We start from the raw sequence: 23,440 nt of genomic DNA, 5'->3' as shown, positions 1-23,440 counted from the left end.
CGGGAGGGAAGAGGGTTCGGGGTGAGTCGGGAAATACGCGCGGCGAGGACGTACGGCCGCCAGGGCCGCCGCCGCGCGGGTCAGGAGGCCGCCGTGCGGTCCGTGAGCGGCCGCATCCGGGCCCGGGCCAGGAGGCGGGGCAGCGCCCGCTCGTCCGTCAGCGGGACGTCGAGGCCGAGGGCGTCGCCGTCCAGCAGCTCGGCGGCCGCGGCGCGCGCCTCGGCGTCGGCCAGGGCCAGGACGTCCCCGGGGGTGTCCTGCGGATCGCCGGCCACGTCGACCAGGCGCACCACGAGGTCGTCGCGGTGGAAGACGGTGCAGGACGTCACCGGGGTCCGCGGGACGCCGGCGGCCGCCGCGTCCTGCCGTGCCAGCAGCCGGGCCAGCGCCGGACCGGCCCCCGGGCGGGCGTAGTAGAGCAGGGCCACCCGTTCCACGTCGGCGCCCGGGGTGACGGCGTCCACATGGTGTACGGCGGGCAGCGCGGCCCGGGTGAAGAAGGCCCGCGCCGACTTGGGGTCCTTCAGGTCGCGGTCCTGCTCCAGATAGGGGTTGATGGCCTCCTCGACGGCCCGCACCTCCGGCTGGCGCGACACGTGCCGCAGCGCCGCCTGCAGGTCGCCGCGGACCTCGACCGCGCGCACCACCCGGTTGCCGTGCAGGAACAGGGACGTGCGCAGCAGCCGGGTGGTGTCGTCCACCCGGGGCTGCGGCGAGGCGTAGTGGGACAGCAGCTCGGCGACGACGGCCTCGCTGCCCGGGGTGACCGTGAAGGTCAGGGCGTGCCGGACGACGTTGCCGCCGGTGCGCGGGGCCGGCTGCAGACCGCCCGTGGGAAGGGCGTCGGCGCTGCCGAACGTCTCGCGCAGCACGGTGTAGCGCAGGGAACGGGTGTCGCGCACGCAGCCGCTCATCGGCTCGACCATGTCCAGGTGCTGGTCGCTGTTGACCCAGGCGAGGAAGGGCTCGGCGCTCTCCCACTCGCTGGTGATGAGCCACTGGGTGGGGTTCTCCAGGGACTGGCACAGCTGGTCGCTGATGTGTCCCGGTACGGAGGCCACCTGCGCGCACATGCGCTCGTAGGCGGTCAGGAACTCCTGCTGGGTTCCGTCGTGGATGTCCACCATGAGCACGACCCGCACCCGGGACCCGTCGAACGCGTCCGTGGCGACGCGGTCCGGGACCGTCGACACGGCGGGGGAGACCGTCATCCTGCACACCTCTTCTTCGGGTGGGGAGTTTTCGTTTTCCGCGGTGGGTGGTGGGTGGGGGTCGCCCGGGGCGGCCTCCGCGGCCACGTAGGGACGATCCTGAGCCGAGCCGCACGAGCGCGCGATCCGGGCGGGGTGAGCGGGTGAAGCGTGAGCCGCCGACGGCGGTTGGGGGCATGGATGTGAACCCGTGGGATCGATGCGCTGGAGGCGAAGCGATGAAGCAACAGGCCGGTCAGGAGGCCGTGCACCGGGTTCCTGTCCTGATCGTCGGAGGGTCCCTGGTGGGACTGTCGACATCCGTGTTCCTGGGCCGTCTGGGGGTACGGCACACGCTCGTGGAGCGGCATGCCGGTACGTCCATTCACCCGCGTGGGCGCGGCAACAACGTCCGGACGATGGAACTGTTCCGCGTCGCGGGCGTCGAGGGGGACATCCACCGGGCCGCGGCCACACTCGCCGACAACCACGGCATCCTGCAGACGCCGACGCTCGTCGGGGACGCCGGGGAGTGGCTGTTCAAGGAGATCGACCCGGGCGGCGGGCTGGCCCGCTTCAGCCCCACCGGGTGGTGCCTGTGCAGCCAGAACGACCTCGAGCCGGTACTGCTCGACCACGCCGTGGCGCTCGGCGGTGATCTGCGCTTCTCCACCGAGCTGATGTCCTTCGAGGTGGACGGCGACGGCGTGACGGCCGTGGCCAAGAGCCGGGAGACCGGCGAGCACCTGAAGGTGCGGGCGGACTACCTCGTCGCCGCCGACGGGCCGCGCAGCCCCGTGCGTGAGCAGCTCGGCATCGGGCACAGCGGGCCCGGCGACCTGTTCCACAACATCAGCGTCACGTTCCGCTCGCGCGCACTGGCGGAGGTGGTCGGGGACCGGCGGTTCATCGTGTGCTACCTGACGTCCCCCGACGCCGACGGGGCGCTGCTGCCCGTGGACAACCGGGAGAACTGGGTGTTCCACGCGCCCTGGCACCCCGAACGCGGGGAAACGGTCGAGGAGTTCACCGACGAGCGGTGCATCGCGCACATCCGGCGCGCGGTGGGTGTCGACGACCTCGACGTGGAGATCACCGGGCGGGCGCCCTGGCACGCCGCCCAGCGGGTCGCGACGGCCTACCGGTCCGGGCGGGTCTTCCTCGCCGGGGACTCCGCGCACGAGATGTCACCGACGGGGGCGTTCGGGTCCAACACCGGGATCCAGGACGCGCACAACCTCGCGTGGAAACTCGCGGCGGTGCTCGGGGGGTGGGCCGGGGACGGGCTCCTCGACAGCTACGACGCCGAACGGCGGCCGGTGGCCGAGGCGACGAGTGCGCGGGCAGCGGTGCGGTCGGTGGAGCACGAGCATCCCGGGTTCGCGCCGGCCGCCGGGGCCGGCGGGGGCGGGGGAGGCGGGGGGCGGCGGCCCGGGGGGATCCTCGATGTGGCGCTCGGGTACCGCTACCCGGGTGGTGCGGTCGTCGGGGCCGATGCCGGTGGGCCCGTGGTGCCCGACCGGCTCGAGCTGTCCGGGGCGCCGGGCAGTCGTGCGCCGCATCTGTGGGTGCGGCGGCGGGAGGGCTCCGGCGAGGGCGACGCGCGGGTGTCGACGCTGGATCTGTACGAGACGTCGCTGGTGCTGCTGTGCGATGCGGTGGCGGGGCGGGCCTGGTACGACGCGGCGCTGCGGCTGGCCGACGAGCTGCGTGTGCCGTTGCGGCCGCATCGGGTGGGGGCGGGCGGGGATCTCGTGCCGGAGCCTTCTGTGTCGTGGTCGGATCTGCACGGGGTCGCTGCGGGAGGTGCGGTGCTGGTGCGGCCGGACGGGTTCGTGGCGTGGCGGACGGCGCATGCGGTGCAGGACGCGGAGCGGGAGCTGAGGGGAGTGCTGGGGAGGGTGCTGTCGCTGCGGACCTGATCACTCGTCTACGGGGTGCGGCGTCGTCTGCGGGTTTCGTTGTGGCTGGTCGCGCCGTTCCCCGCGGCCCTTTTGGTGCCTGCGGCGGCCCGTTTCCGACCGGTGGGCGGTTGCGGTCCCGCCTCCGCTGCGTTGTGGGTCGGGGCCGGGGCGGGCGGTCCGTCCAGGGCGGTCGGTCACCGTGGTCACCCAGGGGCGCGGGGAACTGCGCGACCGGCCACGACGTACCCGCACCCGCCGACGCTCCTTCCGGGCCGGGTGCTGCCGCAGGCGTTACGGCGTCGGGGCCGTTGTCGGCGTTGCTGACGGGGGTGACGACGGGGACGCCGACGGCAGCGGGGTGGGGGATGCCGACGTGGGGGATGCCGACGTGTGGGGTGGTGGGGTGGTTGCCCGGGGCGGGGCCGCAGGCCGTACGGGGGGCTGGGGCGTGCCCCGGTGCAGGGGGAGTGCGAGCAGCGTCGCCGCCGCGCAGCACACCGCCGTCGTCGCCGCCGCGCGGAGCAGCCGGCGTGTGCGCGCCGCGCGGCGCAGCCGGCGGTAGTGGCCCGGGGGTGGGGGCAGGTGCCCGGTGGGGGACCGCAGGAGCACCACGAGGGGGTCGTCGTCGCCGTCGTCAAAGCGAGTGGTCAAGGCTTCTCCTCAGGTGGACGCGGAGCAGTTCGCGGGCCGCGTGCAGGTCGGCCTTGACGGTTCCTTCCTTGCGTCCGGTCAGCACCGACACCTCCCGGATCGGCATGTCGGCGTAATAGTGCAGCAGGATCGGGACGCGCAACCGCCGGGGCAGGGACTGCACCAGGAGGCGGACGGAGGGGTCCGCCTGTTCCGTGTGCGCGGGCACCTCCGCACCGGCCCGGCGGATCGCCCTGCGTTCGCGTTCCTGTTTGCGCCAGTGGTCGCGCACGAGGTTGGCCGCGGTGACGTAGAGGAAGCCGCGGGGTTCTTCCACCTTCGTCCAGCGGGCCCACAGCCGGGTGAACGCCTCCGAGGCGATCTCGTGGGCCGTCCCGTCGTCGTCGACGAGGCGGCGGCACCAGCCGGCGAGGCGCGGGTAGAGGACGGCGAACAGTTCGGCCGCCTCCTGGTCACGACCCACCGTGCGCCGGCTCCGCGAAGACGATGACGTTGTCGGGGTAGCCGTCGTCCGTGCGCCGGCCTCCGCAGGTGATCAGGCGCAGCACCGGCCGGCCGACGTCGCCGTACACGTCGGCCGTGGGGAAGCGCGACTTGGCGACGGTCCGTACGGCGCTCACCGTGAACGCCGGGCCGGTGCCGTCCGACAGGCGAGTGGTGATGCGGTCGCCGCTGCGCAGCCGGGCCAGATGGCGGAAGACGCCGTCGCCGTAGCGGCCGACGGTGACATGGCCGAGCAGGACCGCCGGGCCGGTGCGGCCCGGCACCGGTGAGTACCGGTACCAGCCCGCCCGGTCGTGGGCGGTGACCGGCGGCACCTCCACCGTGCCGTCGGCCGCCAGACCCAGCTGGATGACGGGGGTGTCCACGCCGATGACCGGGACGAGGAGGCGGACGGGAGCCGGTGTGCCGGGCGGCAGCGGGGAGTTGTGCCGGGGTGCCGCCGGGCGGGGCTTCGGCGCGGCGCAGGCGGTGAGGAGTGCCGCCGCCGCCGCGCCGGCGAACGTCCGCCGGGTCAGGGGGCTCACGCTCCGGTCGCCCGTCGGCGCCGTACGGCGAAACCCGCGCCGCCCGCCACGAGCAGCGCGGCGGCTCCCCCGCCGATGAGGCCGGAGTGGGACTCGGTGGGGGTCACCGCCCCGGTGTTCGGGGCGCCGCTCGGGACGACCGAGACCTGGCCCGGGGCCGGGGCGGCCGACGGTGCCGCCGTGGGTGCGGCGTCCGGCAGGGTCGGGGACGCGGAGGGTGTGGCCGGGAGGGTCGGGGACGCGGAGGGTGCCGTCGAGGGCACCGGGGTGGGGGTCGCACTGGCGGTGGCGAACGCGGGGGCGGTGGCCGCCAGGACGGCCGCGCAGGCGAGAGCCAGGGTCGTGAGGCCGCTTCGGCGCATGGGTGTGTCTCCCTCGGGACGGGCGGGTGGTGCTCGGTCGTGCGGGGAGACGACCGGGCCCCCGGGCAGGTTGTAAAGGGATGGCAAAGGAGCCGGTGGCGTGATCTGCGTCACCGAAGGGCCGCCTCCTGTGATGTCGGCGCAGCCCCCCGCGCTGTAGTGAACGGTGCACGCGAGTGACCGGTGCGCCCTCTGTGACTTCGCTTCCTCTGCCGCCGTTCCGCGGCCTTCTTCGGGGTGGGATACGCCGTGAGTCGTCCTGCGACGCGTGCTTCGCATGCGTACAGACCGCTGAGCCTGAAACGACGGGCGTGGCTGACGCTCGGTGCCGTGGTGCTGGGAGGCGGGGGCGTCGTGACGTACGCCGTCGCCAGCCCCTCGCACGACTCCGGACCCGCGATGCGGGCGAAGCGGCCCGCGCGGGTCTACGACCTGGCGCTCGGCGGTGCCGCCGGCGACAAGCGGGAACTGCCGCGCACGGACACCCACGCGTTCTCGCTCGTCGGCGTCTCCTGGAGCGGCCCGGCCGTCCGGCTGCACGGCACCGCGCAGGTGCGCACCCACAGCAGCGTCAGCGGTGAGTGGAGCGACTGGCAGAACCTCGACGTGGACGCCGACCCGCTGGAGCACCCCGGCCAGGGTGAGCGCGGCGCGTCCGAGCCGCGGTGGGTCGGTCCCTCCGACGGGGTCGAGGCCCGGGTGCTGCGCAGGAACGGCAGCACGCGCGCTCTTCCGAAGGGCCTCCAGGTCAACCTGGTCGACCCGGGCGTCGTCACCGACGCCGAGAGGCGGGTGAGTCCCTCCGCGCCGGCCGCGTTCGTGGCCGAGGCGACGCCGGCCGACTCCGCCTCCCCGACGGACTCCGCCTCCGCGACCGACTCCGCCTCCCCGACGGACACCGCGCCGGCTCCGGTGACCGACTCGCCGTCGCCCACGGATTCCGCCTCGGCCACCGATTCCGCCTCGCCCACGGACTCCCCGTCGCCGACGGACTCCGTGTCCCCCTCGCCGACGGCCACCACCCCGCCCCCGCCCACCGCGCCGCCGTCCACCGTGCCGCGGCCGCCGATCACCTCGCGGGCCGCGTGGGGCGCCGACGAGTCGCTGAGCCCCGATCCGTCGGAGTACAACGCCGACGTCAAGGCCGTCTTCGTGCACCACACCGACGGTGACAACACCTACGCGTGCACCGACTCGGCGTCGATCGTGCGCGGCATCTACGCGTACCACACGCAGGTCAACGGCTGGAACGACATCGGCTACAACTTCCTCGTCGACAAGTGCGGCACCGTCTTCGAGGGCCGCAAGGGCGGCGTCGACCTGCCGGTGCTCGGCGCGCACACCTACGGCTGGAACCGGGAGTCCGCGGGCATCGCGGTGCTCGGCCAGTACAGCACCACCGCCGCGAGCAACGCCGCGCTGGAGGCCGTCGCCCGGGTCGCGGCCTGGAAGCTCGGGCAGTACGGCGCCGACCCGGCGGGCACGGTCCAGCTGACCTCGGGCGCCACGCAGACCAACTACTTCGGCAGCGGCTACACGGCCGGGACGAAGTACACCTTCCAGCGCGTCTCCGGTCACCGCGACGGCTACAACACCCAGTGCCCGGGCAGCTCGCTGTACGCGCAGCTGCCGACGGTCCGGGCGTGGGCGGCCGGTCCCGTGCAGGGGCTGAAGGTCACCTCGGTGGCCGGCGGGGCGAGCCTGTCCGGCTCGACGTACTACACCAAGGGCGCCGTCACCGTGAACTGGTCGGCCACCACGCCGCGTTCACTGGTCAAGGGCTTCGATCTGCTCGTCGACGGCAAGGCCGTGACCTCGGTCGCCGGCACCGCGTCCGCCGCGAGCACCACGCTCGCCCTCGGCAGCCACACCGTCGCCGTGCGGGCCGTGCACCAGTCCGGCAGGACCGCCACGACCGCGTCGGTGAACGTCGTCGCCGAGACGACCGCCCCCACCTTCACCACCAACCCGGCGCTGTCCCTGCGCACCGGCACCGTGAACACCACGGCCGTCCCGGTCACGCTCGGCTGGAAGGCCGCCGACAACGCCGCCCTGCGCTCGGTGAGCCTGCTCTCGCCCGGTACGGCGACGTACGGTCCGACCACCTACAGCGCCGCCCGCACCGCCGCGTCCGGTACGGCCGCCACCTGGTCGCTGCGGGCCGCCGACTGGGCCGGCAACACCCGTACCGCGTCGGCCGCCTTCACCCCGGTGATCCTCCAGGAGAGCTCGGCCGTGAAGTCCGGCAGCTGGTCCGCCCGCTCCGGCAGCAGTTACCTCGGTGGCGCCTCGTACTCCAGCTCCTCCACCGGAGCGAGCCTGACCTGGACCTTCACCGGGCGGTCCGCCGCCTGGGTGGTCTCCCGGGCCTCCACCTCGGGCCAGGCGTACGTGTACGTGGACGGGGTGAAGACCGCGACCGTGGATCTGAAGTCCGCCACCACGCTGTACCGGCAGGCGATCTGGACGAAGACGTGGTCCGCGAGCGCCAAGCACACCGTCAGGATCGTGGTCGTGGGCACCAGCGGCCGGCCGACCGTCACCACCGACGGGCTCGTCTACCTGAAGTGACGCCGTCCTGACTCATGCGAGGAGGGCCCCGTCCGGGGCCCTCCTTCGTCGTCTCGGCCGTCTCTCAGCCGTTGTCTCAGCCGTCGTCCTCGGAGTGCTTCTTCTTGTGGTGCCTGCCCTGCGACTGCTGCTGCGGCTCGCCGTCCGTGACGGTGGCGGCCGCCGGCCCAGTGGCCTGCGGGGCCGGTGACTGCGGCCCGCCCGGGGCGGGCGTACCGGTCACCGGGGTCTGCGGGGTCTCGGCGGAGCTGCGGTCGGGCGCGAACCAGGTCATGCCGGCCAGCAGCGCGCCGACGAAGAGCAGGACGCCGGCGAGCGTGGCGGCCACCTTCTTCCCGGTGCCGCCGAGTCCGCGGGTCCTGGCCGGGCGGCGGTGCTGCTCGCGGGCCGGGAGTCGGTAGGTGGCCACGGCGGCGGTCGCCGCGGGCGGCGGTACGGGGGCGGCCGGCTCCCGGCTGGGCGGCAGCGGCTCGGCGCGCCCGTGCCAGGCGCCGCCGGCGAACCAGTCGGCGATCGCCTGGGCGCTGGGCCGGTCCTCGGGCTCCTTGGCGAGCAGGTCGAGCAGGAAGTCCTCGAAGGCGGGAGGCAGGCTGACGCCGAGGTCGCGGGGCGGGACCGGGGCGGCGTCCAGGTGCTGGTGCAGCACGCCGAGGGCGGTGTCGGCCTGGAACGGGGGCCGCCCGGTGAGGAGTTGGTACAGCACACAGCCCAGCGCGTACACGTCGGACGGCGGTCCGGCGGGCCGGCCGAGGGCGCGTTCCGGCGCGAGGTAGAGACCGGTGCCGACGATCTGCCCGGTCGCGGTGAGGGCCGCGCCGGGGTCGTCGAGGAAGCGGGCGATGCCGAAGTCGCCGATCTTGACGGTGCCGTGGGGGTCGAGGAGCAGGTTGGCGGGCTTGATGTCGCGGTGCACGATGCCCTGCTGATGTGCGGCGGCGAGACCGGCGGCGGCCTGCGCGGCGATGCGGGCGACCCGCTCGGCGCTCTGCCGGCTGAGGCGGGCGAGGCTGTGGCCCTCCACCAGTTCCATGACGAGGAACAGCCGCTCCTCGTGCTGCCCGAAGTCCAGCACGCCGACCACGTGCGGATGGTTCAGCGCTCCCGCGGTCTGCGCCTCCAGCCGGAACCGGGCGGCGGCGGTGGTGTCCGAACTCGCCTGCTCCAGCAGGAGTTTGACCGCGACGGGTCTGGCGAGCATCTCGTCGTGCCCGCGCCAGACCTCTCCCATCGCGCCCCGCCCGATGGGTTCGAGCAGCCGGTACCGGCCCGCTATCAGCACCTGTGACTCATCCTCGTCTCGCACGATTCGACGTGACCGCCGCGGGCCGTGCGCACCGCCGGAGCCGGCGGGAGCAGTGGGGGGAGGCCGCAGCGAGCACAGCGTACTGGCGTACGGACCGTCCGGTCCCAACTGCCCCGTGGGATTCAGGCGGTGGCCTCGGGGCCGGCGGGGTCGAGGTAGGTCACGCCGACCCGTGCGGCGTGCGGCGCGAGCAGGCCGAGGAGTTCGTCGGCCGCGACCTTCACGAGGTCGCCGTCGCGGTCGGCCCGGACGGTCTCCAGGAGGAAGGCGACGTGGGTGGAGTCCTCGGTGACCCGGGTGCGGTGGGCGTCACGGTGGTTCCAGTGGCGGGTCAGGACGCCGGCCGCGTCGGCGTAGACGATCTCGCCGGGCGCGGGGTGTTCGGTGGTGCCGGGTTCGCCGAGCGGGGTGAAGGTCTCGGTGCCGTCCGCGGGGCGGATGGTGACGTCACCGCTGACCTGGTCCAGGTCGAAGGCTCCGGCCGGCAGACCGTGGCGTACGGAGACGGCGTTGTAGGAGTCGACGGCCGGGTTGATCCGGGGCAGGGTGCCCTTCTTGGCCAGGCGGCGGCCGAGGGCGTCGACGCTGGGGCGGACGCGGCGCGGGTTGGTGCCGAAGGAACGGTAGGCGGTGTGCCAGGCCTCGATACGGGGGTCGCTCTCGTCGGCGGGGCGCCAGGTGCCGTGGGCGAGCTGTTGCTCCAGCTCGGTGAGGGCGGTGGCGGTGTGCGGCCAGGGCTCGTGGCCGCGCAGACCGGTGGCGGTGACCAGGGCGACGAGGGTGCCGGGGAAGGCGTCGGCGACGGCGGGGGCGATACGGAAGGCGGGCATGCGGTTCTTTCCGTTTCCTGGGCGGGGCAGTGGCGGCGGCCGTGTTCCCGGGCGGAGCCGGCTCGCGGGACGGGCCGCTTCGGTCAGGTCAGGGCGAGCAGGCCGACGGCGACGGCGGCGGTGCCGAGGCCGACGAGCTGGCCGCGGTGGACGCGTTCGGCGAGCACACCGCGGGCGAGCAGGACCGTGCCGGCCGGGTAGAGCGCGGTGATCACGGCGACGACGGTGAGGTCACCGCTGCGGGCGGCGAGCAGGAACAGCAGATTGGCCAGCGAGTCCAGGACGCCCGCGGCCGCCGACAGCGCGTACGCGGGCCGCTCCGGGCCCAGCCTGCGGCGCAGCACGGCCGCCGCGGCCAGGGTGACGGCCGAGGACACGGCCCGGCCGACGATCAGCGGGGCCACGCCGCTGCCGGACGGCGCCTGGTGCAGGAAGACCAGTTGCAGGGCGATGGCGGCGCCCGCGCCGAAGGCCAGCGTCAGCGCCGTACGGGAGGGGCGGGCCGCGCCCGCGCCGTGCCCGGCGCTGACCAGGACCACCGCCACCAGGGCGAGCGGCAGGCCGATCAGGCCGGCGGCGCCGAGGTGTTCGCCCTGGGCCAGTCCGACGGCGACCGGCAGCGCCGCGGAGACCAGGGCGGTCACCGGTGACAGCACGTTCATCGGGCCGATCGCGAGGGTCTGGTAGAGCAGGGCGAACGCGGCGGCCGAGGCGACTCCGGAGGCGGCACCCCAGCCGAGGGCCGAGGGCGAGAAGGCGGCGCCGAGCACGGGCCACAGCAGCAGTTCGACCGCGAGGCTGGCGGGGGCGGCGACCAGCACCGTCCGCAGCACGTGGGCCTTGCGGGCGCCGAGGCCGCCGAGGAAGTCGGCGCAGCCGTAGGCGAGTGAGCTGCCCAGGGCCAGCAGCAGAGCGAGCACAGCACATCCCTTACCATTTAACAGAACGACCGCACCGTACAACGAAACGACCGTCGTGTGTCAACCAAACGACCGGGCGGTCCATCGAAGTGGTCCAGCGAGGATGGTGATCCGTGGCCGAGACAGCCGCCGCCCTGCGGACGGTCGCCCACAACGTCAAGGCGGCCCGCGCCCGAGCGGGACTGTCCCTGGACGAGCTGAGCCGGCGCGCGCAGGTCAGCAAGGGCGCCCTGGTGGCGCTGGAGAAGGCGCAGGGCAACCCCAATCTGGCCACCCTGGTCCGGCTCGCCGACACCCTCGGCATCTCGGTGTCCGCGCTGATGCAGGGCCCGCCCCAGGGCCGGGTGCGCGTGGTGGACGCCGGTGCCGTCGCCCCGCTGTGGACCGGCGAGCACGGCGGCGAGGCCCGGCTGATGCTGACGACGTCGGGAGCGGCGCCGGTGGAGGTGTGGCGCTGGCGGCTGGAGCCGGGCGAGGAGTACCCGAGCCATCCGCACCAGGCCGGGGTCGTGGAGACGGTCAGCGTCACCTCCGGCCGTATGACCCTGGTCGTCGACGGCACCGAGCACGTCGTCGAGTCGGGCCAGACCGCCACCTTCGACGGCGACACGTCCCACACCTACCGCGGCGCGGGCACCGGGCCCTGCCACCTGATCATGACGGTCCACCTCCCGCCGGGCCCCGCCGACCCACGGCTCCCGGCCCGCTGACGGCGACCGCCTCGCCCTTTGCGGCCGGCCCCGGTTTCAGCCCCCGCCTCCCGGCCCCGGACGCTGAAACCGCGCTGAAGCCGTCCTGAATGCCGGCCCCCGCACGCTACGGGGCATGACGACGAGCGAGTACGAGCCGGCCATCGCGGCCAGGGGACTGCGCAAGGCCTACGGGGACAAGACCGTCCTCGACGGTGTGGACATCGAGGTGCCCGCGGGCACCGTCTTCTCCCTGCTCGGCCCGAACGGGGCCGGCAAGACCACGGTGGTCAGCATCCTGTCCACCCTCATCTCCGCCGACGCCGGCCAGGCCCGCATCGGCGGGCACGACCTGGCCGCCGAGGCGCAGGCGGTGCGGGCCGCCATCGGGGTCACCGGCCAGTTCTCCGCCGTGGACGGGCTGATCACCGGCGAGGAGAACATGCTCCTGATGGCCGACCTCCACCACCTGCCCCGCAAGGAGGGCCGGCGGGTCGCCGCGGAACTGCTGGAGCGGTTCGACCTCACCGAGGCCGCCGGGAAGCCCGCCTCCACCTACTCCGGCGGCATGAAGCGCCGCCTCGACATCGCCATGACCCTGGTCGGCAGCCCGCGGATCATCTTCCTCGACGAACCCACCACCGGCCTCGACCCGCGCTCCCGCCACACCATGTGGCAGATCGTGCGCGAACTGGTCTCCGACGGCACGACGGTCTTCCTCACCACGCAGTACCTCCAGGAGGCCGACCAGCTCGCCGACCGCATCGCGGTCCTCGACGGCGGCCGGATCGTCGCCGAAGGCAGCGCCGAGCAGCTCAAGCGCCTCGTGCCCGGCGGCCACGTACGCCTGCGCTTCGCCGACCCGCAGACCTACGAGCGCGCCGCCACCGCCCTGCGCGAGGCCCAGCGCGACGACGAGTCCCTCACCCTGCAGATCCCCAGCGACGGCAGCCAGCGCGAACTGCGCGCCATCCTCGACTGGCTGGACGGCGCCGGCGTCCAGGCCGACGAACTGTCCGTGCACACCCCCGACCTGGACGACGTGTTCTTCGCCCTCACCGCCCCCGCATCCTCCGAGAAGGAGACCGTCCGATGACGAGCACCGCCGTCCGCGACAACGTCACCATGCTGCGCCGCAGCCTCCTGCACGCCCGCCGCTACCCCTCCCTCACCCTGAACCTGCTGCTCACCCCGGTGATGCTGCTGCTGCTGTTCGTGTACGTCTTCGGCAACGTGATGAGCGCCGGCCTCGCCGGCGGCCACGCGGACCGCGCCGAGTACGTCGCCTATCTCGTCCCCGGCATCCTGCTGATGACCGTCGGCATGACCTCGCTCGGCACCGCGGTGTCCGTGGCCACCGACATGACCGAGGGCATCATCGCCAGGTTCCGCACCATGGCCATCTCCCGCGCCTCCGTGCTGACCGGCCATGTGATCGGCAGCGTCATCCAGACCCTGCTGGCGCTGGCGGTGATCCTCGGCCTCGGCGTGGCCATCGGCTTCCGCCCCGACGCGAGCCCGGTGGAGTGGCTCGCGGCGATCGGCCTGATGGCCCTGGTCAGCCTCGCCCTGACCTGGATCGCGGTCGGCATCGGCCTGGTCAGCCCCAACGCCGAGGGGGCCAGCAACCTCGGCATGCCGCTGACCATGCTGCCGCTGCTGTCCAGCGCGTTCGTACCGGTGGACGCGATGCCGGCCGGCTTCCGCTGGTTCGCCGAGTACCAGCCCTTCTCCCCGATCATCGAGACCCTGCGCGGCCTGCTGCTCGGCACCGGCATCGGCACGAAGAACGCGGTGCTGGCCCTTGGCTGGTGCGTGGCCCTCACCGTGCTGGGCCACCTGTGGTCCAAGGCGTCGTTCAACCGTGAGCCGCGGCGCTGACCTGCGGACCGCCGGCGCCCACCGATGGACCACGCACCCCGCGTCCGCCCGCGCGTCAAGCAAGCTCCCGCAGCGCCTGGACCCGCAAGTCCTCCCGCCCCAGGGCGGCGTACCGCGACCTCGCGTCGGTGTACGCCGCCCTGTCGGCTTTCTCGGCGGCCGCGTCGGCGCGCGCGGAGGACAGCGTCGGCAGGTCCCGGATCACCGGCATCCGTTCCGCCAGCGCCACCAGCCGGACCGCCGCCGTCTCGCCCGCCGCCAGACCGGCGTGCCCGAGCGCCAGCAACACCGTTCCGTACACCGGCAGTTCCACCGGCGCGGTGCCCCTCGGCGCGGCGGTCAGCATGCCCAGCAGCCGCTCCCGCAGTTGCCCGGCGAGCGCGGCCACCGGCTCCAGCCGGCCGTGCTGCGCGTGCGCGGCCAGCGCCGCCGACTGCACCTGGAGGGACCACGGGTCCACGAACGGGTCACCGGCGTGGCGCCGGCCGTCCTCCCGCACCTGTTCCACCGCCCGGCGCCACAGCCCGAGCCCGACCTCGGTCAGGCCCCGGGCCAGCGCGATCTCGGCGCGGGCCGGCAGATCGGGTGCGAAGACGCGGGCGGTCTCCGACTGCCGGTCCAGGGAGGTCAGTCCCAGCCAGTACTCCGCCTCGTCGACATCCCCGCGCTGCAGACAGGCCAGCACCAGCCCCCAGTACACGCCGATCGAGTCCGACCAGTCGCCGTACTCCTCGAGCGCGCCGAGCGCGGCCCGCAGATGCTCGTACGCCTCGGTGCCCCGCTCGGACTGCAGGCACAGTTCGCTGACCCGCCCGTGGCCGAGCAGCCGCATGGCCGGGTTGCCGAGCGGTCCGAGGGCGTCCAGGAGGCGCCGGGCGTGATGCAGCGCCCGCTCGGCGTCGTGCTCGGCCTCCCACACATAGCTGGCGATGCACGCGGCGACCCCGGCGAGCAGCGGCTCGGCGGCGTCGCACAGCTCCTGCAGCCGTGCGTAGTGCGGCGGCCGTATCTCCGGTACGTCGCACAGGACCTGGGCCAGCGCCCGCAGCAGTGTGTCCGGCGGCGCGGGCGGCAGCCGGCGCAGGACGACCAACTGACGCAGGGCGTGCGGGCCGTGGCCCATGAACAGGGCGCCCGTGATGACCGCGGCGGCGCTGCGGGTCGTCTCGACGTCGTCGGGGCCGGGCCGGAAGTGCGACAGCGGGCCCGCGGTGTCGGCGGCGAGCGCGGCGAGCCGGGTGTAGTGGGTGTCGATGGCCCACAGGGAGGCCAGTACGGCGGTGAGGGCGGCGGTGGCCGGGCCGTCGCCGCGGGCCAGCGCGTACCGCAGCGCCAGGACCAGGTTGTCCTGCTCGGCGCGCACCCGCACCAGGTCGCCCACCGGTCTGCCGCTGAACAGGGCGTCGTGACGTTCGCGGCCGAACTCCCGCGCCCAGCCGAGGAAACGGTCCGTCACCTGCTCTTCCTCGCCCGCCTCCGCGCGCCGGGCGGCGCTGAACTCCCGCAGTGTCTCCAGCATGTGGAAGCGCACCCCGGGCGGGCCGTCCCCGACCTTGACCAGGGACTGGCCGGCGAGCTGTTCCAGCACGGTCAGCGCGTCCACGTGGTCGCCGAGCACGTGCTGGGCGGCGTCCTCGGCGAAGCCGCCGGGGAACACCGACAGGGCCCGCAGCGCGGCCCGGCCGTCCTCCTCCAGCAGCTGCCAGCTCCACTCGACGACGGCCTGGAGCGTGCGGTGGCGTTCGGGTGCGTCGCGGGCGCCTCCGCGCAGCAGCCGGAAGCGGTCCCGCAGCCGCCGGTTGATGTCGGCCACGGACAGCACCCGCACCCGGGCCGCGGCGAGTTCGACGGCGAGCGGCAGCCCGTCGAGATGCCGGCAGATCTCGGTGACCTCGTCGGCGGGCAGCTCCGCGCCGGGCCGTACGGCCCGCGCCCGCTGGACGAACAGCTCCACGGACGTGTTCAGTGCCAGCTCCGGCAGGGCGTACACGGATTCCGAGGTCAGTCCCAGCGGGGCCCGGCTGGTGGCGAGCACCCGCAGCCGTCCGGAGCGGGTTATCAGCGCCTGCACCAGGTCGGCGACACCGCCGAGCACCTGCTCGCAGTTGTCCAGCACCAGCAGCGCCGGGCCGCCGCCCAGGGCGCCGAGGATGGCGCCGGTCTCGTCGGCGCCGCCGGCGAACGCCCGGCCGGCACCGGCGCCCACGGCCGCGGCGACCTCGGCGGCGACGTCGTCGTCGGCGACGACACCGGCGAGCGGCACGAAGTGCACGACGGCCTGCTCGGCGGCCCGGCTCACCGCGTGGGACAGCCGGGTCTTGCCCAGCCCGCCGGGGCCGACGACGGTGACGACCCGCGCCTCGCGCAGCAGCCGCCCCACGGCGGCCACGTCGGCGTCCCGGCCGAGCAGCGGGTTCGGCTCGTGCGGCACGCCGTGGCGGACCGGCGCGGCGCCCGAGGCGAGTAGCTCCTGGTACACGGCGGTCACGCCGCGGCCCGGGTCGGTGCCCAGCTCCTCGCGCAGGGCGCGCCGGTAGCCGTCGTACCGGGTGAGCGCCGCGGCCCGGCCGGCGGTGGCGGCCTCGCAGCGCAGCAGCTCCGCCAGCACCTCCTCGTCGCGGGGAAGGTCGCGGGCGAGGTCGAGGAGCGGTGCGAGGGCCTCCTGGCGGCGCTCCAGGCGGGCCAGGGCGAGCGCGCGGGAGCGCACCAGCGAGCGGTGCGCGGGCAGAAGGCCGGTGCGCAGGGCGGCCACCGGGTCGTGCAGGTCCTCGCCGGCCGCGGCGTCCACGCCGCCGTCCCACAGCGCGAGTCCCGCCTCGGCCTGCGCCAGCGCGGCCGCGTGGTCCCCGGCGCGGGCGCGTCCGGCGCTCGCCTCGGCGTGCCGGGACAGCGCGCAGGCGTCGACGCGGGACTCCTCCAGCGCCAGCCGGTATCCGGTCGGGGTGCTCACCACCAGGTCGGCGCCGAGCTGCGCACGCAGCCGGGACACGAGGACCTGGACGGCCTTCGCGGGCCGTTCGGGCAGCTCGTCGGGCCACAGCCCCTCCACCAGCCGGCCGGTGCTGCACCCGGCGCGCAGATCGCCGGCCAGGAGGGCGAGCAGACCGCGCAGCCGGGGCGCGGTGATCTCCCGCCCCCGGAAGGCGACGGTGGACAGGAGCGTCAACTCGGTGGTCACGCCTGCAGAGTAGTCAGTGAGCGGCCGCGCGGTGCCGGACACGGAAAGGGCCCTGCCCCCACCGCTCATGGCGGCGGGGGCAGGGCCCGTGTCCGTGAGGCGCTGGGCGCCTTACATGTAGTAGCCGAACAGGTCGGCGATCACGTGCACGCTGCCGGCGTTCGGACGGAAGTCGATCTTTCCGTTGACGACCGGCACGGTCACCAGGTTGGCCACGGTCTGGCCCTTGACCCAGTTGACGCTGGAGGCGTTGGGCAGGGTGGTCCCGTCGGGCCAGACGGTCAGGAAGCCGTTGGACGTCGGGGCGGTGACGGTGACGTTGAGGACCACGGCCTTGGCGTTCGCCAGGGTGTGGCCGTCGTTGACGTTCAGCACCAGCGTGGCGCCGCCGGGGACCGCGGTGTTGCGCGCGGTGCCGAGGGCGTAGCGGGTGTCGAGCAGGCGGCTCGGGCCGGCGGTGTGGAACGACGACCCGGTCGCGTCGGCCGTGAAGTAACCGGCGACGTCCGCGATGAAGTGCACGGTGCCGGTACCGGCGTTGTACAGGTTCACCTTGCCGTCGTTGCCGATCGGCAGGACGACCATGTTCGGACGGGTCTGGCCCGCGAGCCAGTTGATGTTCGACGACTCGGTGCGGGGCGCGCCGTTCGGGTAGGCGATGAGGTGACCGGTCGAGGTCGGCGCGGTGGCGGTGACGTTCATGACCACGGCGGTGGCGCCCGTGGCGGGCACCCCGCCGCGTCCGGCGACCTGCAGGGACACGGTGCCCTTGCCGGCGACCGGCGTCTTCGTGGTCACGCCGTTGGCGGCGCGGGTGTCGAGGATGCGGGACGGGCCGATGGGCAGGTAGGTGCTGCCGCCGGCCGCGGTGGTGTAGTAGCCGGCGACGTCCGCGACGAAGTGGACGGTGCCGCTGGAGGCGTTGAACAGGTTGACCGAGCCGTCCTGGCCGACCGGGACGGTCACCAGGTTCGGGATGATCTCGCCCTTGAGCCAGTTGCTGTTGGACGACTCCGGGCGGGTGGTGCCGCTCGGGTAGGCGATGAGGTGACCGGTCGCGGTGGGCGAGACGGCGGTGACGTTGATGACGACCGCCGTGACACCGGTGGCCGGGACGCCTCCGGCGCCCGCGACCTTCAGCTTGACCGTGCCGTTCGCGGCGACCGGGGAGGTACCCGGGCGGCCGGTGCCGTAGCGGGTGTCCAGGACGCGGGCCGGGGTCAGCGCGTTGAACGTGCCGGCCGGGGAGCGCGGGACGGAGGCGCACAGGCCCTTGACGATCTCGCGGCCGTTCGGGGTGCCCAGACCGGTGGCGAGGTCGTAACCGGCGGCGGCCTGGTACTGGCCGCTGTAGTTGCCGGAGCCGGTCAGGTTGTTGTTGCCGGTGGTGACGTCACGGAACGCGGCGGCCGGCAGGCGGTACAGCGCGTTGTGCGCGTAGCCGACGGTGCCGTTGGCCTGGCAGGCGAGGTCCTGGTCGGCCTGCCCGATCAGCGCGGCCCACACCGGGGCGGCGCCGCTGGTGCCGCCGATGATGTTCCAGTACTGGCCGCCGGTGGACGTGTGACCGAAGGCGACCGGGTAGCCGGTGGCCGGGTCGCCGACCGCGGAGACGTCCGGCACCTGGCGGCAGACCTGGCCGGTGGCGGCGGCGCAGGCGTCGTTGTAGCCGGCGCCGGTGCGGTTCTGGAAGCCGTTCGCGGCGACGCTGAAGCGGTGCGAGACACCGCCGCCGGAGCCGGTCCAGGTGGTCTGGTTGGCGACCGCGGTCCGCATCGAGGTACCGCCGACACCGAGGACGTACGGCGAGCCGGCCGGGAAGTCGGTGACGAGCTGGTCCTGGCCGGGGATGGTCTCGCCCGGCTGGTAGCAGCCGGTGGAGCCGCTGTCGCCGGAGGCGGCGACGACGGTCTGGCCCTGCGCGGCGGCCTGCTGGAACAGCAGGTTCTCGGCGTCCATCACCTCGGCCGGGGTGTACGTCTCACAGCTGCCCCAGCTGATGGAGACGACCTTCGCGCGGTTGTCGGTGACGATCCGGCGCAGCGTGGCCGTGCCGTCGTCCCAGGTGTTCTTACCCTGGTAGACGAGGATCTTGGACTGCGGGGCGAGACCGGCGATGGTCTCGACGTCCAGCGCGGTCTCCATGCCGGTGCCGTTGACGGGGTCGACCGGGTCGGTGGGACCGCCGTTGACGCGCACGGAGCTGACCGAGGCCTTGGTGCCGTGGCAGGCCTGGTAGCTGTTGATGTCGCGCAGGTCGTAGTTCTCCAGCGAGTAGACCGCGATGGTGGTGCTGGTCTGCACGTTGGGCTGGTCCGCCATGTTGTAGGCGGCCGCGAGCGACCGGGCGCTCCAGTAGTCCGTCTTGTCGTACGCGGCCGGGTAGCCGTCGCCTGGCGTCGCGTACAGGTTCTTGATGCTGGTGCACATGGTGCCGGTGGTGCCGGTCAGCCGGGACTGACGGGCGCCGTCCGTGGCCTGCTGCAGGCGGGCCGGACCCTTGGCGCCGGTGTTGCGGGGGGCGCGGGCGGCGAGGGTGTTCAGGCCGACCACCGCGCGCACGTCGCCGGCGATGCGGCCGTCGAGCTGCGGCGCACGGGTGTTGGTGAACCCGGTGCTGCCGTCCTTCAGCTTGTAGCCGTCGAAGTCGGTGGCGAAGGCCTTGGCGGCCTTGCCGACCGTCGCGTGCACGGGCAGCGTGAGTCCGTCGGACTCCAGCGCCCCGACCTCGAGGCCCTGGGCGGCGAGCCGCGCGCGGACCCGCTCGACGGCCTGCGGCGTCGCGCCGAAGCGGTCGGCGAACTCGCCGGAGCCGAGGTACTTGCGGTAGTTCGGCGACGCCGGGTCGGAGACCTCGGCGACGAAACGGTTCAGCGCCGCGGTGTCGCGCGGCTCCAGAACGACGCTCAGGTCGAGCGCCTCCCCGGCCGCCGGGTCCGCCGCGCGCACGGCGCCCGCCGGCACCTTCGGCGCGCCGCCGACCCGCTGCGGGGCCGGCTCGCCGGATGTGGCCGCGTACGACACCGGTGTCACGGTGGCGGTCACGGCCAGGGCGGCTATGGTCGCCGCTCCCCATCGATACGCCTTTTCACGGGCGGTTCGGCCCATGCACACTCCCTCTTCGTCATCTGCGTCACCCAGGTGCGTGGGCAGGTGAGACCGCGGAAGGGTGCGCCGGTGCGGGCACGCGGGCACATGGCATGCGGCATGCGGGCACGGCGAGAGCGCGAAGAGTACGTGTCGGAGATCCGGCCGCAGCCGGACCACGTAGAGCCCCCCCGGCGGTGTCACCGCTCCCACGCGGTGGACGACGGCCAGAAACGAATCTCTATCAGCCCCGGGATCGGGCCGCCAAGGCGGGGGTGGGTACTTTGCGAGACCGTGATCATGACAAGCGGATGGTTTACCGGACATAGCGGCCGGAGCTCCGCCGTCCGGCACGGAAAGCGTTGTCTGCGGCCCTTGTTATGCTCCGGCTCACCTGCGGTGGGGGGCACGGCAGGGACAGGGGGAGGGACTCGTGCTGAAGCGTCATGGCCTGATCCGGGGAGTACTGGCCACCGCGGTGGCGGCCGGCGGACTCCTGCCGCTCGCATCGAGCGCCGTCGCGGACGACCCTGCCCCGCCACCGGAGGTGGTGATCCCGGCGGCACCGCGGCCGGCACCGGTCGGCGCGTCGCTGTACCAGTCGGGCATGTCACGCTTCGGCTGGGCGGACGCCGCCGGACCGGACGGTGTGTTCTACGCCGACGGAAAGCCGGGCGGCGTCGTCTGGACCCGGTACGCCGACGGTCGGACCACCAGGGTCTCCGTGCCCGCCGGGAACATCCGGTCCACCGGCTCCGACACCCTGGCCGTCCTGCGCGACGGCGAGGTGGAGTTCCGCGGTGCCGACGGCAGCGTCCGCCACCTGGCCCTGCCCGGCGACATCAGGACGGCCGCCATGGTCTTCGGCTCAACGGCGGTCGCGTACCGGATGGTCACGCAGCCGGACGGGACACGGACGCCGGAGTCGACGCACCTGCTGTCGCTGCGGCCCGACGGAACGACGAGAGATCTGACCCTGACCGGCCCGGACGGCGTGGCGTTCGACCGGGTCATCGGCGGTGACGCGTCGAGCGTCGTGGTGTCGACGACGGCCCGGGACGGCCAGCGGCGCATCGGCATCGCCTCGACGCAGACCGGACGCGTCGAGGCACTGACCCCGCCGGTCCCGGAGTCGTACGAGAACGTGAAGCTGTCCCCGGCACACCTGGTGGTGTACAGCGGGAAGAACGGCGTTCACGACATCCTGGCGTTCTCCCGCAAGGACCTCTCCGCCCCGGCCACCGTGGTCCCGGGGGACCGGATCGACCCGGTCGACTACACCAAGACCCACGGGTTCGCGATCGTCGGCGACTGGTTGGTCTACCCGTACGCCCGGACCCTCGAAGGGGTGCCGATCTCCGGCGGTCCGGCCGTCACGCTGCTTCCCCGGACCTTCTCCGGACCAGCCGCCGGACCCGACGGCACCGCCGCCGCCATGGGCGGCAGCGACCCGGTCCGGTGGGGGGTGCAGCACATCACCCCCGATGACTCCGGCAGGCCCGTCGCGCGGCTGGTGAAGCCGCTGCCCAACCCCGCGCGCATCCAGGGCGTCGCGCTCGCCCAGGGACGCCTGTCCGTGGTCGACGACAGCGACGACACCCCCTACGAGTACGTCCGCACCCTCGGCGCCTCCGGCACCCCCGCTGCCGGCGAACGCTCCAGGCTCACCGACGTCCCGCTACAGGGCTGCGCCGAGGACGACGTCGACTGCGCCGAGTACCGTGCGCTCGGCGACGGCCGCTTCGAGCGCCGCATCGGCGGCTACTACGTCGTCAACGGCCCCGAGCGCGGCGACTTCCGGTCCGCTTGGCTCGGTGCCGGCCGGCTCGTCGACATCGACGGCGAGTACCTCGTGCACGACACCGCGGACGCCAAGAACAAGCAACAGGTGTACTCGCTCACCGAGGAACGCGTCGTCAAGGAGCGCGCGGCCACCGCCGCCGCCCTGTGGGGCTCGTGGCTCTGGACCCCCGGCGCCACCGCCGGCACGCTGACCGCCGAGGACCTGACGACCGGCAAGCAGGTCGAGACCGCGGACGCCGCCACTCCGTGTGTGCCGCAGGAACTCCAGGCCGTCGGCCGCTGGCTGTACTGGAGCTGCGGCGCGAACGGACCGGCCGGAGTGTACGACCGGGACACCAAGGCCACGCAGCCCGTCCCGGCCGGTGCGGCCCTGCTCGGCGACGGCTACGTCGTCACGCACGACACCGCCGCCGCGCAGCTCGTGCTCACCGGCGCCGACCGCGCCCACCCGGTCGGCCGGGTCATCGGCGCCCTGCCCGCCACCGGCGTCTCCCAGCGGCACATCCGCTGGAGCGTCGACCGCTTCGGCGGCCACGTGGCGTACGTCGACGCCGACGAGCAGGTCCACGTCGTGCCCACCGGCATCGCCACCCAGCCGCTGACCGTGCTGCACCGCACGGCCGCCACCTCCCTCGCGGCCGGCGAGCCCGGCGCGGACCTGGTGTCCCTCCTGCTCAGCAAGCCCGCGGGCGCGTGGACGGTCACCGCGCGGCACACCACCACCGGCCGCACCTTCGACGTGGGCTCCGGCACCGACGCCCGCGGCCGGCTGCGCGTGCGGTGGACCGGCAAGGACACGGCCGGCCGGCTCATGCCCAACGGCCAGTACGCCTGGACGCTGACCGCCGCACCGGCGGACGGCACCGGGCCGGCCCTCCGGCAGAGCGGCTCCGTCGTCCTGACCGGCGGCCTCTCCCCGGCGACGACGCGGTTCACGCCGGTCGAGCCCGAGCGGCGGATGGACACCCGCACCGGAGCCGGCGTCCGCAAGGGCAAGGTCGGATCCGGCGGCACCGTGACCGTGAAGGTCACCGACTCCGCCGACGTGACGGCCGTGGCCATGAACGTGACGGCGACCAACGCGACGGCGTCGACGTACGTCTCGGCGTACCCGGCGGGCACGCCCCGCTCCAGCGCGTCCAACCTGAACGTGCCGGCCGGCCGGACGGTGCCGAACATGGTCGTGGTGCCGGTCAAGGACGGCAAGGTCAGCTTCTACAACCACGCCGGCACGGTGGACCTGATCGCCGACGTCACCGGCCTCTACACAAAGGCGGCAGGTTCCCTGTACGAGCCGGTGGGGCCCGCGCGCCTGCTCGACACCCGCAGCGGCCTGGGCGCGCGCAAGGCCAAGGTGGCCGCCCGCACCACGGTGCCGCTGACCGTCGTGGGCCGTGGCGGACTGCCGGCCAAGGGCGTGACCGCGGTCGTCCTGAACGTGACCGCGACCAACCCGACTGCCTCGACCGTGGTCTCCGTCGTCCCGAACGCCACGACGACGGCGTGGTCGGGCCCTTCGGTCCTGAACGTCCCGGCCGGGGGGACCGTGTCCAACCTCGTCGTCGCGCAGGTACGCGACGGCCGGGTCTTCCTCTACCACCACGCCGGTTCGACCGACCTGGTCGCCGATGTCGCCGGGTACTTCACCGACGGCGACATCGGTTCCCTGTACCAGCCGCTGGCCCCGGCCCGCGCCATGGACACCCGTGACGGCACGGGCGTACGCAAGGGCACGGTCGGCCCCGGCGGCACGGTCACCCTCCAGGTCACGGGGCGCGGCGGCGTCCCCGCCACCGGCGCCACCGCGGTCGTCCTGAACGTGACGGCGACCGGTCCGACGGCTTCCACGTACATCTCGGCGTACCCGTCGGGCACGGCCCGCACCAGCGCGTCCAACCTGAACCCCCGCCCCGGCGACACGGTGGCCGGCCTGGTGGTGGTCCCGGTGATCGACGGCAAGGTCACGTTCTACAACCACGCGGGCACGGTGCACCTGATCGCGGACGTGGAGGGCTTCTACGCGCCGTAGCGACGACGGGCCCC

Annotated in this window: 15 protein-coding genes; 6 read left to right on the top strand and 9 right to left on the bottom strand. The window is 74.0% G+C overall.

Annotated elements, in window-relative coordinates; translation table 11 throughout:
- Positions 1-80: 80 nt before the first annotated feature.
- On the bottom strand, positions 81-1,211 hold the full coding sequence (locus tag ACZ64A_RS30815; RefSeq protein WP_469815045.1) for a SchA/CurD-like domain-containing protein: 1,131 nt from the start codon (positions 1,209-1,211) through the stop codon (positions 81-83).
- A gap of 218 nt (positions 1,212-1,429) precedes the next feature.
- On the opposite strand from ACZ64A_RS30815, the gene ACZ64A_RS30810 reads away from it, so the two are divergent.
- Positions 1,430-3,112, top strand: coding sequence for an FAD-dependent oxidoreductase (locus tag ACZ64A_RS30810; protein WP_469815043.1), 1,683 nt, complete (start codon positions 1,430-1,432; stop codon positions 3,110-3,112).
- 616 nt (positions 3,113-3,728) lie between these two features.
- Here the strand turns inward: ACZ64A_RS30810 and ACZ64A_RS30805 are convergent.
- From ACZ64A_RS30805 to ACZ64A_RS30795, 3 genes are read right to left on the bottom strand one after another with little or no spacing between them, the layout of a single operon-like run.
- Complete coding sequence (locus ACZ64A_RS30805) at positions 3,729-4,208, bottom strand: RNA polymerase sigma factor (protein WP_469815041.1); 480 nt, start codon at positions 4,206-4,208, stop codon at positions 3,729-3,731.
- Positions 4,198-4,773: a class F sortase gene (locus ACZ64A_RS30800; protein WP_469815040.1), complete on the bottom strand. Its 576-nt coding sequence runs from the start codon at positions 4,771-4,773 to the stop codon at positions 4,198-4,200. The genes ACZ64A_RS30805 and ACZ64A_RS30800 overlap by 11 nt, the downstream gene beginning before the upstream one ends.
- Entirely contained in the window at positions 4,770-5,135 is a 366-nt protein-coding gene (locus tag ACZ64A_RS30795) for a sortase-dependent protein (protein WP_469815038.1), read from the bottom strand. The genes ACZ64A_RS30800 and ACZ64A_RS30795 overlap by 4 nt, the downstream gene beginning before the upstream one ends.
- 297 nt (positions 5,136-5,432) lie before the next feature.
- Here ACZ64A_RS30795 and ACZ64A_RS30790 point away from each other — a divergent pair, with 297 nt between their 5' ends.
- Positions 5,433-7,706, top strand: coding sequence for a peptidoglycan recognition protein family protein (locus ACZ64A_RS30790; protein WP_469815136.1), 2,274 nt, complete (start codon positions 5,433-5,435; stop codon positions 7,704-7,706).
- A gap of 76 nt (positions 7,707-7,782) precedes the next feature.
- Here the strand turns inward: ACZ64A_RS30790 and ACZ64A_RS30785 are convergent, their stop codons facing one another.
- The 3 genes from ACZ64A_RS30785 to ACZ64A_RS30775 form a co-directional block, all read right to left on the bottom strand.
- Entirely contained in the window at positions 7,783-9,009 is a 1,227-nt protein-coding gene (locus ACZ64A_RS30785; protein WP_469815037.1) for a serine/threonine-protein kinase, read from the bottom strand.
- A gap of 122 nt (positions 9,010-9,131) precedes the next feature.
- On the bottom strand, positions 9,132-9,839 hold the full coding sequence (locus ACZ64A_RS30780; protein WP_469815035.1) for a B3/B4 domain-containing protein: 708 nt from the start codon (positions 9,837-9,839) through the stop codon (positions 9,132-9,134).
- 83 nt (positions 9,840-9,922) lie between these two features.
- Positions 9,923-10,759, bottom strand: a complete 837-nt coding sequence (locus tag ACZ64A_RS30775; protein WP_469815033.1) for an EamA family transporter — start codon at positions 10,757-10,759, stop codon at positions 9,923-9,925.
- Between the two features lie 113 nt (positions 10,760-10,872).
- Between ACZ64A_RS30775 and ACZ64A_RS30770 the strand changes: the two genes are divergently transcribed.
- The 3 genes from ACZ64A_RS30770 to ACZ64A_RS30760 all read left to right on the top strand — a co-directional run bounded on the left by ACZ64A_RS30770 (position 10,873) and on the right by ACZ64A_RS30760 (position 13,329).
- The gene (locus tag ACZ64A_RS30770) at positions 10,873-11,469 is read left to right on the top strand and encodes a helix-turn-helix domain-containing protein (protein ID WP_469815032.1); all 597 of its coding nucleotides are present in this window, start codon (positions 10,873-10,875) and stop codon (positions 11,467-11,469) included.
- Between the two features lie 115 nt (positions 11,470-11,584).
- Positions 11,585-12,544, top strand: coding sequence for an ATP-binding cassette domain-containing protein (locus ACZ64A_RS30765; protein WP_469815031.1), 960 nt, complete (start codon positions 11,585-11,587; stop codon positions 12,542-12,544).
- Positions 12,541-13,329 (top strand): ABC transporter permease, encoded by a 789-nt coding sequence (locus ACZ64A_RS30760; protein ID WP_469815030.1) that lies wholly within the window; start codon positions 12,541-12,543, stop codon positions 13,327-13,329. Before ACZ64A_RS30765 ends, ACZ64A_RS30760 begins: the two co-directional genes overlap by 4 nt.
- 55 nt (positions 13,330-13,384) lie before the next feature.
- On the opposite strand, the gene ACZ64A_RS30755 is transcribed toward ACZ64A_RS30760, so the two are convergent.
- Complete coding sequence (locus ACZ64A_RS30755) at positions 13,385-16,507, bottom strand: ATP-binding protein (RefSeq protein ID WP_469815029.1); 3,123 nt, start codon at positions 16,505-16,507, stop codon at positions 13,385-13,387.
- A 111-nt stretch (positions 16,508-16,618) separates the two neighbouring features.
- The gene (locus tag ACZ64A_RS30750; RefSeq protein ID WP_469815027.1) at positions 16,619-19,552 is read right to left on the bottom strand and encodes a S53 family peptidase; all 2,934 of its coding nucleotides are present in this window, start codon (positions 19,550-19,552) and stop codon (positions 16,619-16,621) included.
- A 475-nt stretch (positions 19,553-20,027) separates the two neighbouring features.
- On the opposite strand from ACZ64A_RS30750, the gene ACZ64A_RS30745 reads away from it, so the two are divergent.
- Complete coding sequence (locus tag ACZ64A_RS30745; RefSeq protein ID WP_469815026.1) at positions 20,028-23,426, top strand: hypothetical protein; 3,399 nt, start codon at positions 20,028-20,030, stop codon at positions 23,424-23,426.
- The last annotated feature ends 14 nt before the right edge of the window (positions 23,427-23,440 follow it).

Source organism: Streptomyces sp. NPDC104814 (assembly GCF_055583185.1).
The sequence above is the reverse complement of the archived record's forward strand: the minus strand, read 5'-3'. Positions and strand labels throughout refer to the sequence as shown.

Bases quoted from the DNA above. Each gene is read 5' to 3' on its own strand.
- ACZ64A_RS30815 (WP_469815045.1), bottom strand. From the start codon at position 1,211: ATGACGGTCTCCCCCGCCGTGTCGACGGTCCCGGACCGCGTCGCCACG.
- ACZ64A_RS30810 (WP_469815043.1), top strand. From the start codon at position 1,430: ATGAAGCAACAGGCCGGTCAGGAGGCCGTGCACCGGGTTCCTGTCCTG.
- ACZ64A_RS30795 (WP_469815038.1), bottom strand. From the start codon at position 5,135: ATGCGCCGAAGCGGCCTCACGACCCTGGCTCTCGCCTGCGCGGCCGTC.
- ACZ64A_RS30780 (WP_469815035.1), bottom strand. From the start codon at position 9,839: ATGCCCGCCTTCCGTATCGCCCCCGCCGTCGCCGACGCCTTCCCCGGC.
- ACZ64A_RS30765 (WP_469815031.1), top strand. From the start codon at position 11,585: ATGACGACGAGCGAGTACGAGCCGGCCATCGCGGCCAGGGGACTGCGC.
- ACZ64A_RS30760 (WP_469815030.1), top strand. From the start codon at position 12,541: ATGACGAGCACCGCCGTCCGCGACAACGTCACCATGCTGCGCCGCAGC.